Origin of the sequence: Halomonas sp. HG01, assembly GCF_000968715.2 — a bacterium.
Classification (GTDB): Bacteria; Pseudomonadota; Gammaproteobacteria; order Pseudomonadales; family Halomonadaceae; genus Halomonas; species Halomonas halophila.
Genome location: NZ_CP022134.1, coordinates 1380628 through 1393766, shown reverse-complemented (window position 1 = coordinate 1393766; position 13139 = coordinate 1380628). Strand labels below are relative to the sequence as shown.

The window sequence follows — 13139 nt, the reverse complement described above, 5'->3', positions numbered from 1 at the left end:
CACGCCTGCCAGGCAGGGAGGCGCGGCAATCGATGGTTCGGCCCGCGAGGCCGAAGGAGAGCCCGTCATGGCCATGCCGATGACGATCAGGGAGTACCTCCGCGCCTGCGACATCGACTACGAGGAGGTCACTCACCCACACGCGGTTTCCACCAGCCGCATCGCCGAGATGTCCCACGTCGGCGGCCACCAGATGGCCAAGGCCGTCATGCTGCACGGCGACCAGGGATATCGCGTCGCCGTGGTGCCCAGCACCCGGGATGCGGACCTGCAGAAACTCTCACAGCTGTTCCATGAGCACTTCGAACTGGCTTCCGAGGAGGAGATCCAGCGCGAGTTCGACGACTGTGACCCCGGCGCGACCATCGCCGTGGGCCAGGCCTATGGCCTGAAGGTCTATCTCGATGACCAGCTTCGCCACCAGCCCGATATCTACTTCGATGCCGGCGACCACGAGACGCTGGTGCACATGAGCGGCAACGAGTTCGAGCGCCTGATGACCGGCAGCCGGCACGGCGCCTTCAGTCGACCCCACTGAGTCGCCGTCACGCGACACGACAATCGGCCACGCCCCTTGGGGCGTGGCCGATTCATGTGGGCTCGAAACGGTGCTCGCTCAGGCGCTGCGCACGTACTTGATGAAGGGTGTCAGTGCCCCGACCCGGTCGTAGAGACGGCGCGCCGGCTCGTTGAACTCCTGGGTCATCCAGTAGATGTCCGTGACGCCGTCCTCACCGGCCTGGCCATGGACGCGCTCGATCAGCCGGCGCCCCAGCCCCTTGCCGCGATAGCGGGGATCGACGAACAGGTCCTGCAGGTAGCAGACCGGCCCCAGCTTCCAGCAGTGCGCGTGATAGAGGTAGTGGACGAGCCCCGCGAGGGCCGGCGTCTCCTGCCCGTCGGCCTCTCGCACGTCCACCACGAAACACCCGGGCTCACTCTCGCCGACGGCCAGCAGCCGCTCGAAGGTGTGATCGTAGACGGCCTCGGGAAGCTCGGTGTCATAGAAGGCCAGGTAGTCCTGCCACAGGCGTGCCCATTCCGGCTTGTCGCTCATCTGGAGCGGGCGGATCAGGCAGGGGGAATCGGACATGAGCACTTCCTTGTCGGTCTTGTCTGTCTTGTCGGGCGCGATGTTCTTCATGGCGGGTCGATGTCGTTATCGTTGTACACGCCCGAGGCGCGACGGCTCAGCGCGTCTCGAGCAGCAGATTGCGTGGCGTCAGTTCGCGTTCGCAGAAGGTACCGAGGCGCACCCGATAGCCGGCCTCGACCAGTCGCCAGGCTCGGTCCAGTACCAACCAGACCTCGAGCGGCCGACGAAACAGATGGCGCACCAGTTCGAGACGCTCCACCTCGGCCTGGCGCCGCCAGCCGGCGGTCTCGAAGGGGGCCCAGTCTACCTCCTTGGGCAGTGTGACACCTTTGTTCTCGGCCGCCCAGCGGCAGAAGCCGGCGAAGTCGCCGGGAAGCCTGCCATAGGCGCAACTGGGCACGGGAAGGTACTCATCTCGGCCACGCACCTCACGCTGCAGGCGGTCGAAGCCCAACCGCCAGGCGTTGGCACGCCGACGATGACGCCGCACGCCCTGCGGTGCCGTGACCGTCTCCTGCACCGCCATGGCCAGGTCCTCACGCGATAGCGTCAAGCCGTGCTCGGCCATCAGTGCCCTGCCCCGATTCGACAGCGCACGGTAGTCGACGGCCTCGGTGCGGTGATAGCAGCAGGGCGCCAGCGTCACCGCCGCGCCGCGCTCGACGGCCAGCTCGAGCAGCCGGGCGTGCAGGTCGCCGCAGGCGTGCAGCGCCGCCACGCGCCGGCCCGGCGCCAGCCAGTCGCCGGCGCCTTCGGCCAGCACGTCCTGGCGGTAAAGTGTCACCGGCTGACCCTGGCGCTCGGCCAGGACCTGCCCCGCTTCGCACAGCGACGCCTGCCACTCCAGGCCGGTGACCGGACGGCCATCGCGCCGGGCCAGGGTCCGCGACAGGTGGCCCTTGCCGGCGCACCATTCCAGCAGCGACTCGTCGTCGCCCGATGCCACGCAGCCGGCGAAGGCCTGGATCTGACGCCACTTGCGCGCGCCGATACCCTCGCCCCAGCTCGCCGGCAGCGCCTCTTCGCCAGAAACCAGATCCGGCAGGTCGACCGCCTCGGCCAGCACATCGACCGGCAACCATGCCGCCAGCGGCGAAGCGTCGAAGGGCCTGGCCTGGAGGCGCTCGGCCTCGTCGTCGGACAGTGCCAGCAGCGCCTCGGCAAGCCCCGGAGCACGCTCGCCCCAGGGCACGCCACGGTGCTGGAAGGGCAGCGGCCGCCATAGCGCCTGCCATTCGGCCAGCCGCTCGGTCAGCGCGTGGAAGCGTGTCTCGAGGGCCGGCTCAGATGGCATTGCGCAGGCCGAGTTCGTAGGGATGCGGGTGGAGGTAGGACTGAGCGCGGATGTAGTCGGATCCGTGGCGCTGGATATAGTGATTGAGCAGCCGCATGGGCACTGCCAGCGGCACCTGCTGGAGGCGATATTCCTCCACCGCGGCCAGCAGATCCTGGCGGGTGTCGCCGTCCAGCGCGCGCTTGAGATAGCCCATCACGTGCATGAGCGCATTGGTGTGGGACTTGCGCGTGGCCGGCCGCGACAGCGCCTCCATGAAGCGTCGCAGATAGTGAAACGCGGCCTCTTCCACCGGCACGTCATGGGCCTCGCCCAGATAGCGCCCCAGCTCACGATAGGTCTCGACCCGATGGGCCATCAGCAGAAACTTCTGGCGGCTGTGAAACTGGATCAGGGCATGACGGCTGGGCTCGGGCTCTACGTTGCGCTTCCAATCGTCCAGGGCATAGACCCGGGTGATGAAGTTCTCGCGCAGCACCGGATCGTTGAGCCGCGCCTCTTCCTCCAGCGGCAGCTCCGGATAGTCGCGACGCATGGCACGCACGAAGGCGCCGGAGTCGGCGTGGCTGGGCATGCCATTGGGGTGATAGACCTTGACCCGTTCGAGCCCGCAGGTCGGCGAGCCCTTCATCAGCACGAAGCCGCGCAGGTGACGATGCGCCTCGATGAAGGACTCGCTGACCTCCTCCAGACGCTCGGTGACGTCAAGCGAGGCATCGACGCTGCCCTTGACCCGCGGCGTCTCGCCGACCTTGCCGACCAGGCGAATCGGTTCCCGGGGCACGCCCAGGCCGGCGGCCAGCTCCGGGCAGAAAGGCTCGAACGCGAAGCGCTCCGCGAGCACCTGCAGGCAGTAGCGGGACCGCTTGTGGCCACCGTTGTAGCGCACTTCCTGGCCGGTCAGGCAGGCGCTGATACCGACCGGAATGCCCTCTTGCGGATGCGACGTCATGACGAGCCTCCTTGGCCCTGGCGGGGATGCAAAGGTGAATGCGCACAGGATAACGCCGCGCTCCTCGCCTCGCGAGTGCGGCCGGGATGCCCTGAATCTCACGCCGTTAAGCCTTCCTTAAGCCTGGCGCGCCAGGCTGTCGCCCACCCGTGGGGCCGCCCCGTTGCGCGACGCGTCGCATTAGCCGAAAGTCGACACCATTAGCACGCTATGAGGGTCGGCCACGCATAGTGATAAAACGGCCCCTGTAGTAGAATTGCGCGCGTTTTTTCCCCCTCCCCCTCCAATCCCAGGATGCATTCGCCATGCCGACAAGATGTCGACCGCAATACTGGCCCCGGCAACACGCCCGGTGGCCAGGTTTTCTCGTGCTCGCGGCACTGCTGCTGTTCAGCCCTCAGGTACTGGCCGCCGGCGCCGGTGAGCTGGATCTGACCTATACGCTGAGCGGCTTCGTCGCCGTCACGCTGTTCATCCTCGCCTATGCGCTGGTCATGGCCGAGGAAAAGCTGCACATGCGCAAGTCGAAGCCCGTGCTGGTCGCGGCGGGCCTTATCTGGACGTTGATCGGCTGGGTCTACGTCCAGGAAGGCCTGCCGGATGCGGCCGAGCACGCCTTCAAGGCCACCCTGCTGGAATACACCGAACTGCTGCTGTTCCTGCTGGTGGCGATGACCTACGTCAACGCCATGGAGGAGCGCCGCGTGTTCGACAAGCTGCGCGCCTGGATGGTCGAGAAGGGCTTCAGCTATCGCGCCCTGTACTGGATCACCGGCCTGCTGGCCTTCTGGATCTCTACCGTGGCCAACAACCTGACCACCGCCATGCTGATGTGCGCGGTGGTGCTCAAGGTGGCCGAGGGCGACAAGCGCTTCATCAGCCTGTGCTGCGTCAACATCGTGGTGGCCTCCAACGCCGGCGGCGCCTTCAGCCCCTTCGGCGACATCACCACGCTGATGGTCTGGCAGGCCAAGCTGGTCGAGTTCCAGGAATTCTTCGAGCTGCTGGGGCCGTCGCTGGTCAACTACCTGGTGCCGGCGATCATCATGAGCCTGTTCATCCAGAACAAGAAGCCCGGCGCCCTCGAGGAGCACATCTGGCTCAAGCGCGGCGCGCGGCGCATCGTCTGCCTGTTCCTGCTGACCGTGGTGATCTCGGTGCTGTGCCACACGGTGCTGCACCTGCCGCCGGCGCTGGGCATGATGACCGGTCTCGGCTTCCTGCAGTTCTTCGGCTACTACCTGCGCCGCAGCCTGCCGCGCTCGCTGGAGCGCAAGCGCACCCGCTACAGCCAGCGCGGCGACTGGCGCAAGCTCGAGGCGCTGGGCAGCGTGGTGCCGTTCGACGTCTTTACCCGAATCGCCCGCTCGGAATGGGATACCCTGCTGTTCTTCTACGGCGTGGTGATGAGCGTCGGCGGCCTCGGCTTCATGGGCTACCTGGGCCTGCTCTCCGAAACGCTCTATGCCGGCTGGGATCCGACACTGGCCAACGTGGTGCTGGGCGTGATCTCGGCGGTGGTCGACAACATCCCGGTGATGTTCGCGGTGATCTCCATGGATCCGGACATGTCGATGGGCAACTGGCTGCTGATCACCCTGACCGCCGGCGTGGGCGGCAGCCTGCTCTCGGTGGGCTCCGCCGCCGGCGTGGCACTGATGGGACAGGCCCGCGGCATCTACACCTTCGCCGCCCACATGCGCTGGGCGCCGGTCATCGCCCTGGGCTACGTGGCCAGCGTGCTGATGCACCTGTGGATCAACGCCGACAGCTTCAACGTCTTCCACTGAACAGCGCCTCGGCCCGTTCGGGCCTGAGACGTCTCATCGCGCGGCGGGCCTCGGCCCGCCGCGTGCCGTTTCGGTCGATGGCTAGCGCGCCAGGCTTATTCCTCCAGCCCCAGTCGCCGGTGCCAGTCGGCCAGGCTCTCGTCCGGATAGCCGTCGAAGCAGCGATCGTCGGGGCCGGCCTCGACGTCCACCCAGCTGGCCTTGCTGCCCAGCATCAGATGAACGCGTTCGGGCGGCACCGGCAGCTCGGAGTCGATCGCCGAGGCGAAGGGATGGACGAGCTCGGGCCAACGCGGATCGAACACCCACAGCGCGCTGCCGCATCGCGAGCAGAAGTGACGCTCGCCGGGGCTCGCCTGGCCATCGGTCACCGCCTGATAGATGGTCTCGTGCTCGGCGCCCTCGACCTTGAGCGTCTCGGCCAGGGCCCCGAGATTGATCGCATAGCCGCCGCCGCCCGCGGTCTTGCGGCAGATCGAGCAGTAGCAGCGATTGAACGGATAGGGGTGCGGCGCTTCCACGCGGAAGTGGATCGCCCCGCAGTGACAGGAACCCTCGAGTTGCATGGTGTCGCTCCTTTGGCATTCAGCTCTGGCATTCAACCCTGCCCTCCAGACTAGTCGACACCTGATCGAAGATGACGCCTGAAACGGCCATCGACCGGGCATGCCCGGCCGATGGGTTCCCGACGTCAGCCGACGCCGTGTCGCTTGCTATGCCTCGCGGTATCGATAGGACGACCATCCACGGTCCATACTGCTTCTCACCGCCCGGAGACGATGTTCAGGGCGCCGCACACCGCGACAGACCATCGGCCAAATCCTCGATGACCCCGGCATAGAGACCGGGGCCGGGCTCGTGGCCCACGCCCAGGGGATCGATCCTCATCGCGGTGTCGACGGGCATGTCGCCGAACACGCTCTGCACCAGATCGGCATTGAACTGCGGCTCGGTAAACACGCACCGAACATCGAGCGCCGAGACCTGGTCCTGCACCCGCTGGATCCGGGCCGGGCTCGGGTCGGAGGCATCTCCCAGCGAGATCGCCCCGGCCGCCGGCACCCCGAAGCGGCGTTCGAAGTACTGATAGGCATCATGAAAGACGATGAATCGCGGCTCACCGGCTTCCTCCAGGCGCCGCTGCACGTCGTCGATCAGGTCATCCAGGCTCGCCCGAGCCGCGCGGGCGTTGTCATGATAGGTCTCGGCGTGTTCAGGGTCCGCCTCGGCCAGGGTATCAGCCATGAGCGTCAACCACGCCTGGGCATTGCGGGGATCCAGCCAGGCATGGGGATCCAGCCCCTCGTGATGGTGATGATGTCCGGCCTCATGATGGGCCTCATCGTGGTCGTGGTCGTGGTCGTGGTCGTGGTCGTGGTCGTGGTCGTGAGCATGATCCTCGCCGTGGTCATGGGCGGCGAAGGTCGCCCCCTGGCGAAAGTCATGACGGACCAGCCCCGGCGCATCGAGCAGCTCGATCGTGGTCGCGTCGGCGGCCAGGGTGCTCAGCGATTTCGCCAGCCAGGGCGTCAACGCATCGCCGACCCAGAACACCACGTCGGCCCGGTCCAGCGTCGCGGCCTCCGAAGGGCGCATGGAATAGCCGTGAGGTGACGCACCGGGCTGGATGACCGGCATCGGCGTGCCGAGATCGCCCATGACCTGGGCGACCAGCGACTGGACGGGCGGAATGTCCACCGCGACGCGGGGAACATCGGCGGCCGCGAAGCCCGGGACGGCCAGCAACGAGAGAAGCCAGGGACGGCGATTCAGGGGCATGGGGATCTCCTTTCAGGTCTCTTTCAGGTCACGAATAAAATGTTATATCATAACGTTTTTAGCAAGTCCCCTGTCGAGGCTGCCCCTGGCGGAGCAACGACGACCTGATGGAGCCGCCATGCCCCTACTGAGCCTGAGCGACGTCGGCGTCACCCGACGTGGCCATACCATCCTGGACGGCATCGACCTGTCCCTGGAAAGGAACGAGATCGTCACCATCGTCGGGCCGAACGGGTCCGGCAAGACCACGCTGCTACGCGTGATCATCGGCGCCCTGGCACCGAGCCGGGGTCGGGTATCCCACGACGCCTCGCTGACCATCGGCTACGTGCCGCAGCGCCTGCACATCGATCCCACCCTGCCCATGACCGTGTCGCGCTTCATGGCCCTACCCCGGCGCCACTCCAACGACGCCGTGCGGCGCGCGCTGGAACGGGCCGATGCGGCCGGGCTTGCCGACAGGCAGATGAGCGGCCTGTCGGGTGGTCAGTTCCAGCGCGTGCTGCTGGCTCGGGCTCTGCTGACCTCTCCGGACCTGCTGATCCTCGACGAGGCCAATCAGGGACTCGATCACCGCGGCACCGCGGAGTTCTACCGCCAGCTCGCGCGGGTGAAACGGGAGCTGGGCTGCGGGGTACTGATGGTCAGCCATGAGCTGCATGTGGTCATGCGTGCGTCGGACCGCGTGGTGTGCCTGAACGGGCGGATCTGCTGCCAGGGACCTCCCGACACGGTGGCCGGCTCATCGGCCTATCGCGATCTGCTCGGCGTCGACGAACGCGATGCCGTCGCCTTCTATCGCCACGATCACGCGCCCGAGGAGGCGCTTTCCTGATGCTCGATGACTTCCTCGTTCGCGCCGCGCTGGGCGGCACCGGCGTCGCCCTGGCGGCCGCACCGCTCGGCTGCTTCGTGGTGTGGCGGCGCATGGCCTATTTCGGCGATGCCACCGCCCACGCGGCCATCCTCGGCGTCGCCCTTTCCCTGGTCCTGTCCACCTCCCTGTTCGCCGGGGTGCTGGCGGTCTCGCTGCTGATGGCGCTGGCCGTGTCGCTGCTGAGTGGCCGGGGCTATGCCATGGATACGCTGCTCGGCGTCACTGCCCATGCGGCACTGGCCTTCGGGCTGGTGGCGGTGTCCTTCGTCTCCGGCGTGCGCATCGACCTGATGGGCTATCTGGTCGGCGACATCCTCGCCGTGAGCCGTCAGGATCTCGCCATCATCTGGGGCGGCGCGCTGATGGTGCTGGGACTGCTGAGCTGGCGCTGGCCGGCGCTGCTGACCTCGACCCTGAACCCGGACCTCGCCCATGCCGCCGGGATGGACCCGAAGCGCGAGCAGCTGGTGCTGACGCTGTCACTGGCACTGGTGGTGGCCGTCGCCATCAAGGTGGTGGGCGTGCTGCTGATCGCCGCGCTGCTGGTCATCCCCGCGGCCACCGCCCGGCCGTTCAGCCGCACGCCGGAGCGGATGGCGATGGCCGCGGCGGCGGTCGGCATCTTCTCGGCCAACGGCGGCCTCATGGCCGCCTATCGCTTCGACACCCCTACCGGCCCCACCATCGTCTGCGTGACCACGCTGCTGTTCCTGTGCGCGAGCCTGGCCAGTGCGTGTCGCTTCCGCTCCCGGTCGGCACGGTCCGACCACTAGGCCCGCACCCCGGGGAGGACCTCAGCCCTCGGCCTCGGGCCAGTTCCACTGGCTGCGCGCCACGGCGTCGTGGGCATGCAGGCTCTCGGCGTGCACCACCCGCAGACGAAAGCCGGCCACGCCGGGCTGCTCGCGCAGGGTCCGATCCAGGCGCCGGGCGGCGTCCTCGCAGAACATCAGGTTCTGGCCGTTGGCCAGAGCGAAGGCCTGCTCGTCGACGCGCTTGACCGCCGTCTGCAGCGCGGTGCCGAGGCTGGCTTCCGCCCGTTCGATGACCTCGACCACCGGCAGGGCCTCGAGCCCGCCATCGAGGCGCAGCTCGAGATGCGCGCGGCTGCGCTGGCTGTGCGGCGTGGCGACGATGCCCTGCTCGCCGCCGAGCCAGCGGCGCACCGCCTCGTGGTCGAGCGCCGTCTCGTCCTCGAAGTCGCAGTCGAACCGCTCCTGGATCAGCTGTCGCGCCAGCCCCGCCGAGCAGGGGCAGGTCGAGGAATAGCCGATCTCGAGCGACAGCCGCAGCGCGAAGCCGTCGGGCCCGAGCCGGCCGCGCAGCGCGAAGGGATAAGCCTTCCACCCCGCCAGCGGGCTGACCAGCGCCGGTCGGCGCAGCATGGCCTCGCCCTCCAGGTCGAGGAAGGCCTCGCGCGAGAGGTCATGATGGCTGTCGAGGAAGTGTGCCAGCACCTCCTGAAGCCGCCCGGGGGTGATCTCCCGGTCGACCAGACGCTCGAGGGCCAGATAGAGCCGGGACATGTGAATGCCTCGCGCCTCGGCGGCGTCCAGGCTGACGCCGGCATGAGCGCGCGCCTGGACCGGCCGACCCGCCAGGGTCAGCGGCAGATCGATGCCCTCCATGCCGACCCAGGACAGCCGCCCCGGCTGATCGGCGGCGCCGTCGGCGATATCCATCAGCGGCGTTGTCATCAGGCCTCCTCGGCATCGAGCTCGGCGGGCGCGAAATCGGCGAAGGGATCGGGCAGCGCGCGCCAGAACTCGTGCCCGGCCAGCAGGGTCTCGTCATCGAGCAGGCAGCCGTCCAGGGCCTCGCGCATGCGCGCCTCGTCCATGCCCTGGCCGATGAACACCAGCTCCTGGCGCATGTCGCCGAAGGGCTCCTCCCAGACCTGCTCGATCGCCTCGAGATAGCCGGGATCCGTCGGCCAGTCGACCTCGGGCACGGCCTTCCAGAACAGGCCCGCGAAGCCGTAGTGGGCGACGCCGCCGGCCTGGCTCCACTGCCCGGCGAGGCGCGGGCGCGAGGCCAGCCAGAAGAAGCCCTTGGAGCGCAGCAGCCGCTCGCCGAACCAGTCGGCGTGCAGCAGCTCGAAGAACTTCTGCGGATGGAAAGGCCGCCGCGCCCGGTAGGTGAAGCTGGCGATGCCGTATTCCTCGGTCTCCGGCACGTGCTCGCCGCGCATCTCCCTGAGCCAGCCCGGTGCCCGCTGGGCCCGCTCGAAGCTGAAGCGGCCGGTATCCAGCACCTCCTCCAACGGGACCGCCCCCTGGGCCATGGCCAGGATCCGCGCCTCGGGATTGAGGCTTCGCAGCACCGCCTCGAGCTCGGCGCGCTGGCGCTCGTCGATCAGATCGGCCTTGCTGATCAGCAGCACGTCGCAGAACTCGATCTGGTCGACCAGCAGGTCAGCGACGTTGCGCTCGTCGTCCTCGCCCAGGCTCTCTCCGGCCTCGGTCAACGACCGGGCCTCACGATACTGGGTGAGGAAGTTGGCACCGTCGACCACGGTGACCAGGGTATCCAGGCGCGCCAGCCGCGACAGGCTCTCGCCGTTGTCGTCCTCGAAGGTGAAGGTTTCGGCCACCGGCAGCGGCTCGGAGATGCCCGTGGACTCGATGACCAGCTGGTCGAAGCGTCCCTCGCGGGCCAGGCGGGCCACCTCGATCAGCAGATCCTCGCGCAGCGTGCAGCAGATGCAGCCGTTGCTCATCTCGACCAGGCGCTGCTCGGCGCGGTTGACCGCGACGTCGGGGACGGGACCGCCGTTGCCCTCGTCCTGCCGCAGCAGGGCCGCGTCGATGTTGACCTCGCTCATGTCGTTGACGATGACCGCCACCCGACGCCCCTCGCGATTGGCCAGGATATGGTTGAGCAGGGTCGTCTTGCCGGCGCCGAGAAACCCGGACAGCACGGTCACGGGCAGGGGATGAGGTTCACTCATCGGTCTCTCCTTGTTGCCTGTTGGTCACGGTCATCGCCCGCCCTCGAGAGAGCGTGGCTTTCAAGGGCAGAAAAGATACGTTATAACGTAACAAATTGGCAAGACGCCCAAGCCCGCTAACCGCCTCATGACGGAGACTTCCATGCCGCACCCCACGCCCCTGCCCTGCCCCGACTTCGCCGCCTCGGCACCACGTCCGCTCTCGACGCCTCACTGGGCGGAAGGCGGCGGCATCAAGGTACTGCCGCGCATCTTCGAGGACGCCATCACGCTGGCCGTGATGCGTCGCCCGGTCGGCAGCGACCTGCTGGCCGGTGCCCTGGCCCAGGTGGAAGCCGGGCGTCCGCTGTCGTTCAACTGGCGCGGTGCGCCCGGCGTCGAGCTGCGCACCGCGCTGTTCGAGACCCTGGCCGCGCCCGCGGCGTCCGTCGCCCTGGTGGAGGATGTCGTGATCCTGGCCGAGGCCATGGCCTTCCTGTTCGACACCGACACGGTGGGCCTGCGGCTGAGGCTGATGGACGCGCCCATGTGCCCGCGCTTCCACTGCGACAATCTGCCGGTGAGGATGATCACGACCTATCTGGGCCCGGGCAGCGAATGGTTGCCCGAAGCGGTGGTGAATCGCGCCGGACTCGGGGCACCGAGCGCCGCCAAGCCGGAGATCGTGCGCGACGACGGCGCCATCCGCCGGCTGGAGTCCGGCGATGTGGCGCTGCTCAAGGGCAGCGGCTGGATCGGCAACGAGTCGCACGGCCTGGTGCACCGCAGCCCGGCCCTGGCGGAGGGTCAGCCGCGGCTGCTGCTGACCATCGATCCCGGTTGAGGCGGATAAGAGGGCCTATTCGAACATCCAACGCGCCACCAGACGCACGACACGCGGCATGACCACGTAGATCACCAGTGCCACGACGGTGGCCGCGATGAGGCCATGCCGTATTCCCCAGGTAGCGAGCACCGGCTGAACGGCAAACAGCGGCTGCCAGAACAGCGGCACCAGCATGGTGAGCGGCCAGATCACGGCAGTGGTCACCAGCCACTGCTTCCAGCGCACCGGCTGCTTGGCCTTCGAGGTCGACGGCGTGAACCAGTAGTCGATACCGCTGTGGATCTCGACCGTTTCCTTGCGCTGCAGGGAGGGCAGGATCTCGTCAAGCAGCCGGCGACGCTCGTCCGAGTGTCGCCAGTGATCGGCTTGCTCCTCGGAAGCGAAACGCACCGCGATCTCGTAGTCGCAGCCATCCGCCGTAGGCCTCAGCACGTGCACGCCCTGATGACCGCAGTATCGCCCGGCCACTTCGATGATGCGACGCAGCCAGCCCTCGTAGTGATCTCTCGCCTCCGGCCGCACGCGATGCTGAATGCGAATGGTGACGCTAGCGCCCGACGTGGTCTCGGTCATGGGACTGCCTTCTACTGAAGAGTGACACGGGGCCAATCAGGCCTTCCAGGGCAGCAGCGGCGGCATCAGCCGCTCACCATCGTAGTCGGGAATGCTGCCGAAACGCTCGCTGCCGGCCTCCCAGTCGCGCTGGGCCTCGGCGATCTCGGCCTTGCCGTGGCCGACGAAGTTCCACCAGATCAGGATCTCCTCGCCCAGCGGCTCGCCGCCGATCAGAATGGCTCGGCCGTCGGCGGGCAGCGTCAGGGTGACGGCGTCGCGCCCACGCCCCAGGTAGGCCAGCTCATTGGCCGCGAACGCCTCGCCCTCGATGTCGATCTCGCCTTCCAGGGACAGCACGCCGTACTCGAAGTCCTCACGCAACGGGAGTTCGACGGTATTCGCCTCTCGGCTGGCAAGGTCCAGTCCGACCAGTTCGGAAAAGGCCAGCGTCGGCGCGCGGCGTCCGGCGAACTCGCCAATGAGCAGCGTGAAGGCGACGCCCTGCGCTTCCCAGCCCGGCAGATCGGGATAGTGATCGAAGCGCGGATCGGTGCGCCGATCGGCCTCGGGCAGGGCGATCCACAGCTGGGCGGCATGCAGATGCGTCTCGCCGGGCACCGATTCCTCGGTGTGGCTGATGCCGCGGCCGGCGGTCATCAGGTTGACCTGGCCGGGGCGGATCACCTGTTGGTTGCCGAGGCTGTCCCGGTGCAGCACCTCGCCCTCGATCATCCAGGTGAAGGTCTGCAGGCCGATATGCGGATGAGGGCCGACCCGCAGTCCGCGGGCATCCCCCTTGAAGACGCTGGGTCCGGCATGGTCGAGGAAGCACCAGGCGCCCACCAGGCGACGATGGCGAGACGGCAGCACCCGGTTGACCGGAATGCCGCCGACGTCCGCGGTCCGCGGCGGCACGTGCTGGACCTGGCGCTTGCCGTCGACGATCGGGCAGTCGAGCGAGGACTGCGGTTCAGGATCCTGGATCAGGCTGCTCATGGGCGGTCTCTCCTGCGTGGATAG

14 protein-coding genes are annotated in these 13139 nt (G+C 67.8%); 5 read left to right on the top strand and 9 right to left on the bottom strand.

Annotated features, from left to right (window positions below; all coding sequences use genetic code 11):
* The first annotated feature begins 67 nt into the window (after positions 1–67).
* Entirely contained in the window at positions 68–538 is a 471-nt protein-coding gene (locus tag UN84_RS06600) for an aminoacyl-tRNA deacylase (RefSeq protein WP_046079605.1), read from the top strand.
* Positions 539–616: 78 nt separating this feature from the next.
* On the opposite strand, the gene UN84_RS06595 is transcribed toward UN84_RS06600, so the two are convergent.
* The 3 genes from UN84_RS06595 to UN84_RS06585 form a co-directional block, all read right to left on the bottom strand.
* A complete protein-coding gene (locus UN84_RS06595) occupies positions 617–1093 on the bottom strand; it encodes a GNAT family N-acetyltransferase (protein ID WP_035599963.1) in 477 nt (158 codons plus the stop codon).
* Positions 1094–1190: 97 nt separating this feature from the next.
* Complete coding sequence (locus UN84_RS06590; protein ID WP_046079606.1) at positions 1191–2390, bottom strand: methyltransferase; 1200 nt, start codon at positions 2388–2390, stop codon at positions 1191–1193.
* Positions 2380–3342, bottom strand: a complete 963-nt coding sequence (locus UN84_RS06585) for a YbgA family protein (RefSeq protein ID WP_046079607.1) — start codon at positions 3340–3342, stop codon at positions 2380–2382. The genes UN84_RS06590 and UN84_RS06585 overlap by 11 nt, the downstream gene beginning before the upstream one ends.
* A gap of 305 nt (positions 3343–3647) precedes the next feature.
* Between UN84_RS06585 and nhaD the strand changes: the two genes are divergently transcribed.
* The gene (gene nhaD, locus UN84_RS06580) at positions 3648–5132 is read left to right on the top strand and encodes a sodium:proton antiporter NhaD (protein WP_046079608.1); all 1485 of its coding nucleotides are present in this window, start codon (positions 3648–3650) and stop codon (positions 5130–5132) included.
* A 95-nt stretch (positions 5133–5227) separates the two neighbouring features.
* On the opposite strand, the gene UN84_RS06575 is transcribed toward nhaD, so the two are convergent.
* Both UN84_RS06575 and UN84_RS06570 read right to left on the bottom strand, forming a co-directional pair.
* Complete coding sequence (locus UN84_RS06575) at positions 5228–5698, bottom strand: GFA family protein (RefSeq protein WP_046079609.1); 471 nt, start codon at positions 5696–5698, stop codon at positions 5228–5230.
* A gap of 217 nt (positions 5699–5915) precedes the next feature.
* On the bottom strand, positions 5916–6911 hold the full coding sequence (locus UN84_RS06570) for a zinc ABC transporter substrate-binding protein (protein ID WP_046079610.1): 996 nt from the start codon (positions 6909–6911) through the stop codon (positions 5916–5918).
* 118 nt (positions 6912–7029) lie between these two features.
* Here UN84_RS06570 and UN84_RS06565 point away from each other — a divergent pair, with 118 nt between their 5' ends.
* Positions 7030–7746: a metal ABC transporter ATP-binding protein gene (locus tag UN84_RS06565; protein ID WP_046079611.1), complete on the top strand. Its 717-nt coding sequence runs from the start codon at positions 7030–7032 to the stop codon at positions 7744–7746.
* On the top strand, positions 7746–8561 hold the full coding sequence (locus tag UN84_RS06560) for a metal ABC transporter permease (protein WP_046079612.1): 816 nt from the start codon (positions 7746–7748) through the stop codon (positions 8559–8561). Before UN84_RS06565 ends, UN84_RS06560 begins: the two co-directional genes overlap by 1 nt.
* Positions 8562–8582: 21 nt before the next feature.
* Here UN84_RS06560 and folE2 read toward each other — a convergent pair whose 3' ends face one another.
* Positions 8583–9485, bottom strand: coding sequence for a GTP cyclohydrolase FolE2 (folE2, locus tag UN84_RS06555; protein WP_046079613.1), 903 nt, complete (start codon positions 9483–9485; stop codon positions 8583–8585).
* Positions 9485–10738 carry a zinc metallochaperone GTPase ZigA gene (gene zigA / locus UN84_RS06550; RefSeq protein ID WP_046079614.1) on the bottom strand — a complete coding sequence of 418 codons (1254 nt, stop codon included), beginning with the start codon at positions 10736–10738 and terminating at the stop codon, positions 9485–9487. Before zigA ends, folE2 begins: the two co-directional genes overlap by 1 nt.
* A 142-nt stretch (positions 10739–10880) precedes the next feature.
* On the opposite strand from zigA, the gene UN84_RS06545 reads away from it, so the two are divergent.
* The gene (locus UN84_RS06545) at positions 10881–11561 is read left to right on the top strand and encodes a DUF1826 domain-containing protein (RefSeq protein WP_237022370.1); all 681 of its coding nucleotides are present in this window, start codon (positions 10881–10883) and stop codon (positions 11559–11561) included.
* A gap of 15 nt (positions 11562–11576) precedes the next feature.
* On the opposite strand, the gene UN84_RS06540 is transcribed toward UN84_RS06545, so the two are convergent.
* Positions 11577–12137: an antibiotic biosynthesis monooxygenase gene (locus UN84_RS06540; protein ID WP_046079615.1), complete on the bottom strand. Its 561-nt coding sequence runs from the start codon at positions 12135–12137 to the stop codon at positions 11577–11579.
* A 36-nt stretch (positions 12138–12173) separates the two neighbouring features.
* The gene (locus tag UN84_RS06535; protein ID WP_046079616.1) at positions 12174–13115 is read right to left on the bottom strand and encodes a pirin family protein; all 942 of its coding nucleotides are present in this window, start codon (positions 13113–13115) and stop codon (positions 12174–12176) included.
* Positions 13116–13139 lie beyond the last annotated feature (24 nt).

Coding starts and splice junctions, on each gene's coding strand:
- UN84_RS06545 (WP_237022370.1), top strand. CDS start 10,881: ATGCCGCACCCCACGCCCCTGCCCTGCCCCGACTTCGCCGCCTCGGCA.
- UN84_RS06565 (WP_046079611.1), top strand. CDS start 7,030: ATGCCCCTACTGAGCCTGAGCGACGTCGGCGTCACCCGACGTGGCCAT.
- UN84_RS06590 (WP_046079606.1), bottom strand. CDS start 2,390: ATGCCATCTGAGCCGGCCCTCGAGACACGCTTCCACGCGCTGACCGAG.
- UN84_RS06535 (WP_046079616.1), bottom strand. CDS start 13,115: ATGAGCAGCCTGATCCAGGATCCTGAACCGCAGTCCTCGCTCGACTGC.
- UN84_RS06560 (WP_046079612.1), top strand. CDS start 7,746: ATGCTCGATGACTTCCTCGTTCGCGCCGCGCTGGGCGGCACCGGCGTC.
- zigA (WP_046079614.1), bottom strand. CDS start 10,738: ATGAGTGAACCTCATCCCCTGCCCGTGACCGTGCTGTCCGGGTTTCTC.
- UN84_RS06540 (WP_046079615.1), bottom strand. CDS start 12,137: ATGACCGAGACCACGTCGGGCGCTAGCGTCACCATTCGCATTCAGCAT.
- folE2 (WP_046079613.1), bottom strand. CDS start 9,485: ATGACAACGCCGCTGATGGATATCGCCGACGGCGCCGCCGATCAGCCG.
- UN84_RS06570 (WP_046079610.1), bottom strand. CDS start 6,911: ATGCCCCTGAATCGCCGTCCCTGGCTTCTCTCGTTGCTGGCCGTCCCG.
- UN84_RS06575 (WP_046079609.1), bottom strand. CDS start 5,698: ATGCAACTCGAGGGTTCCTGTCACTGCGGGGCGATCCACTTCCGCGTG.
- UN84_RS06585 (WP_046079607.1), bottom strand. CDS start 3,342: ATGACGTCGCATCCGCAAGAGGGCATTCCGGTCGGTATCAGCGCCTGC.
- nhaD (WP_046079608.1), top strand. CDS start 3,648: ATGCCGACAAGATGTCGACCGCAATACTGGCCCCGGCAACACGCCCGG.
- UN84_RS06595 (WP_035599963.1), bottom strand. CDS start 1,093: ATGTCCGATTCCCCCTGCCTGATCCGCCCGCTCCAGATGAGCGACAAG.
- UN84_RS06600 (WP_046079605.1), top strand. CDS start 68: ATGGCCATGCCGATGACGATCAGGGAGTACCTCCGCGCCTGCGACATC.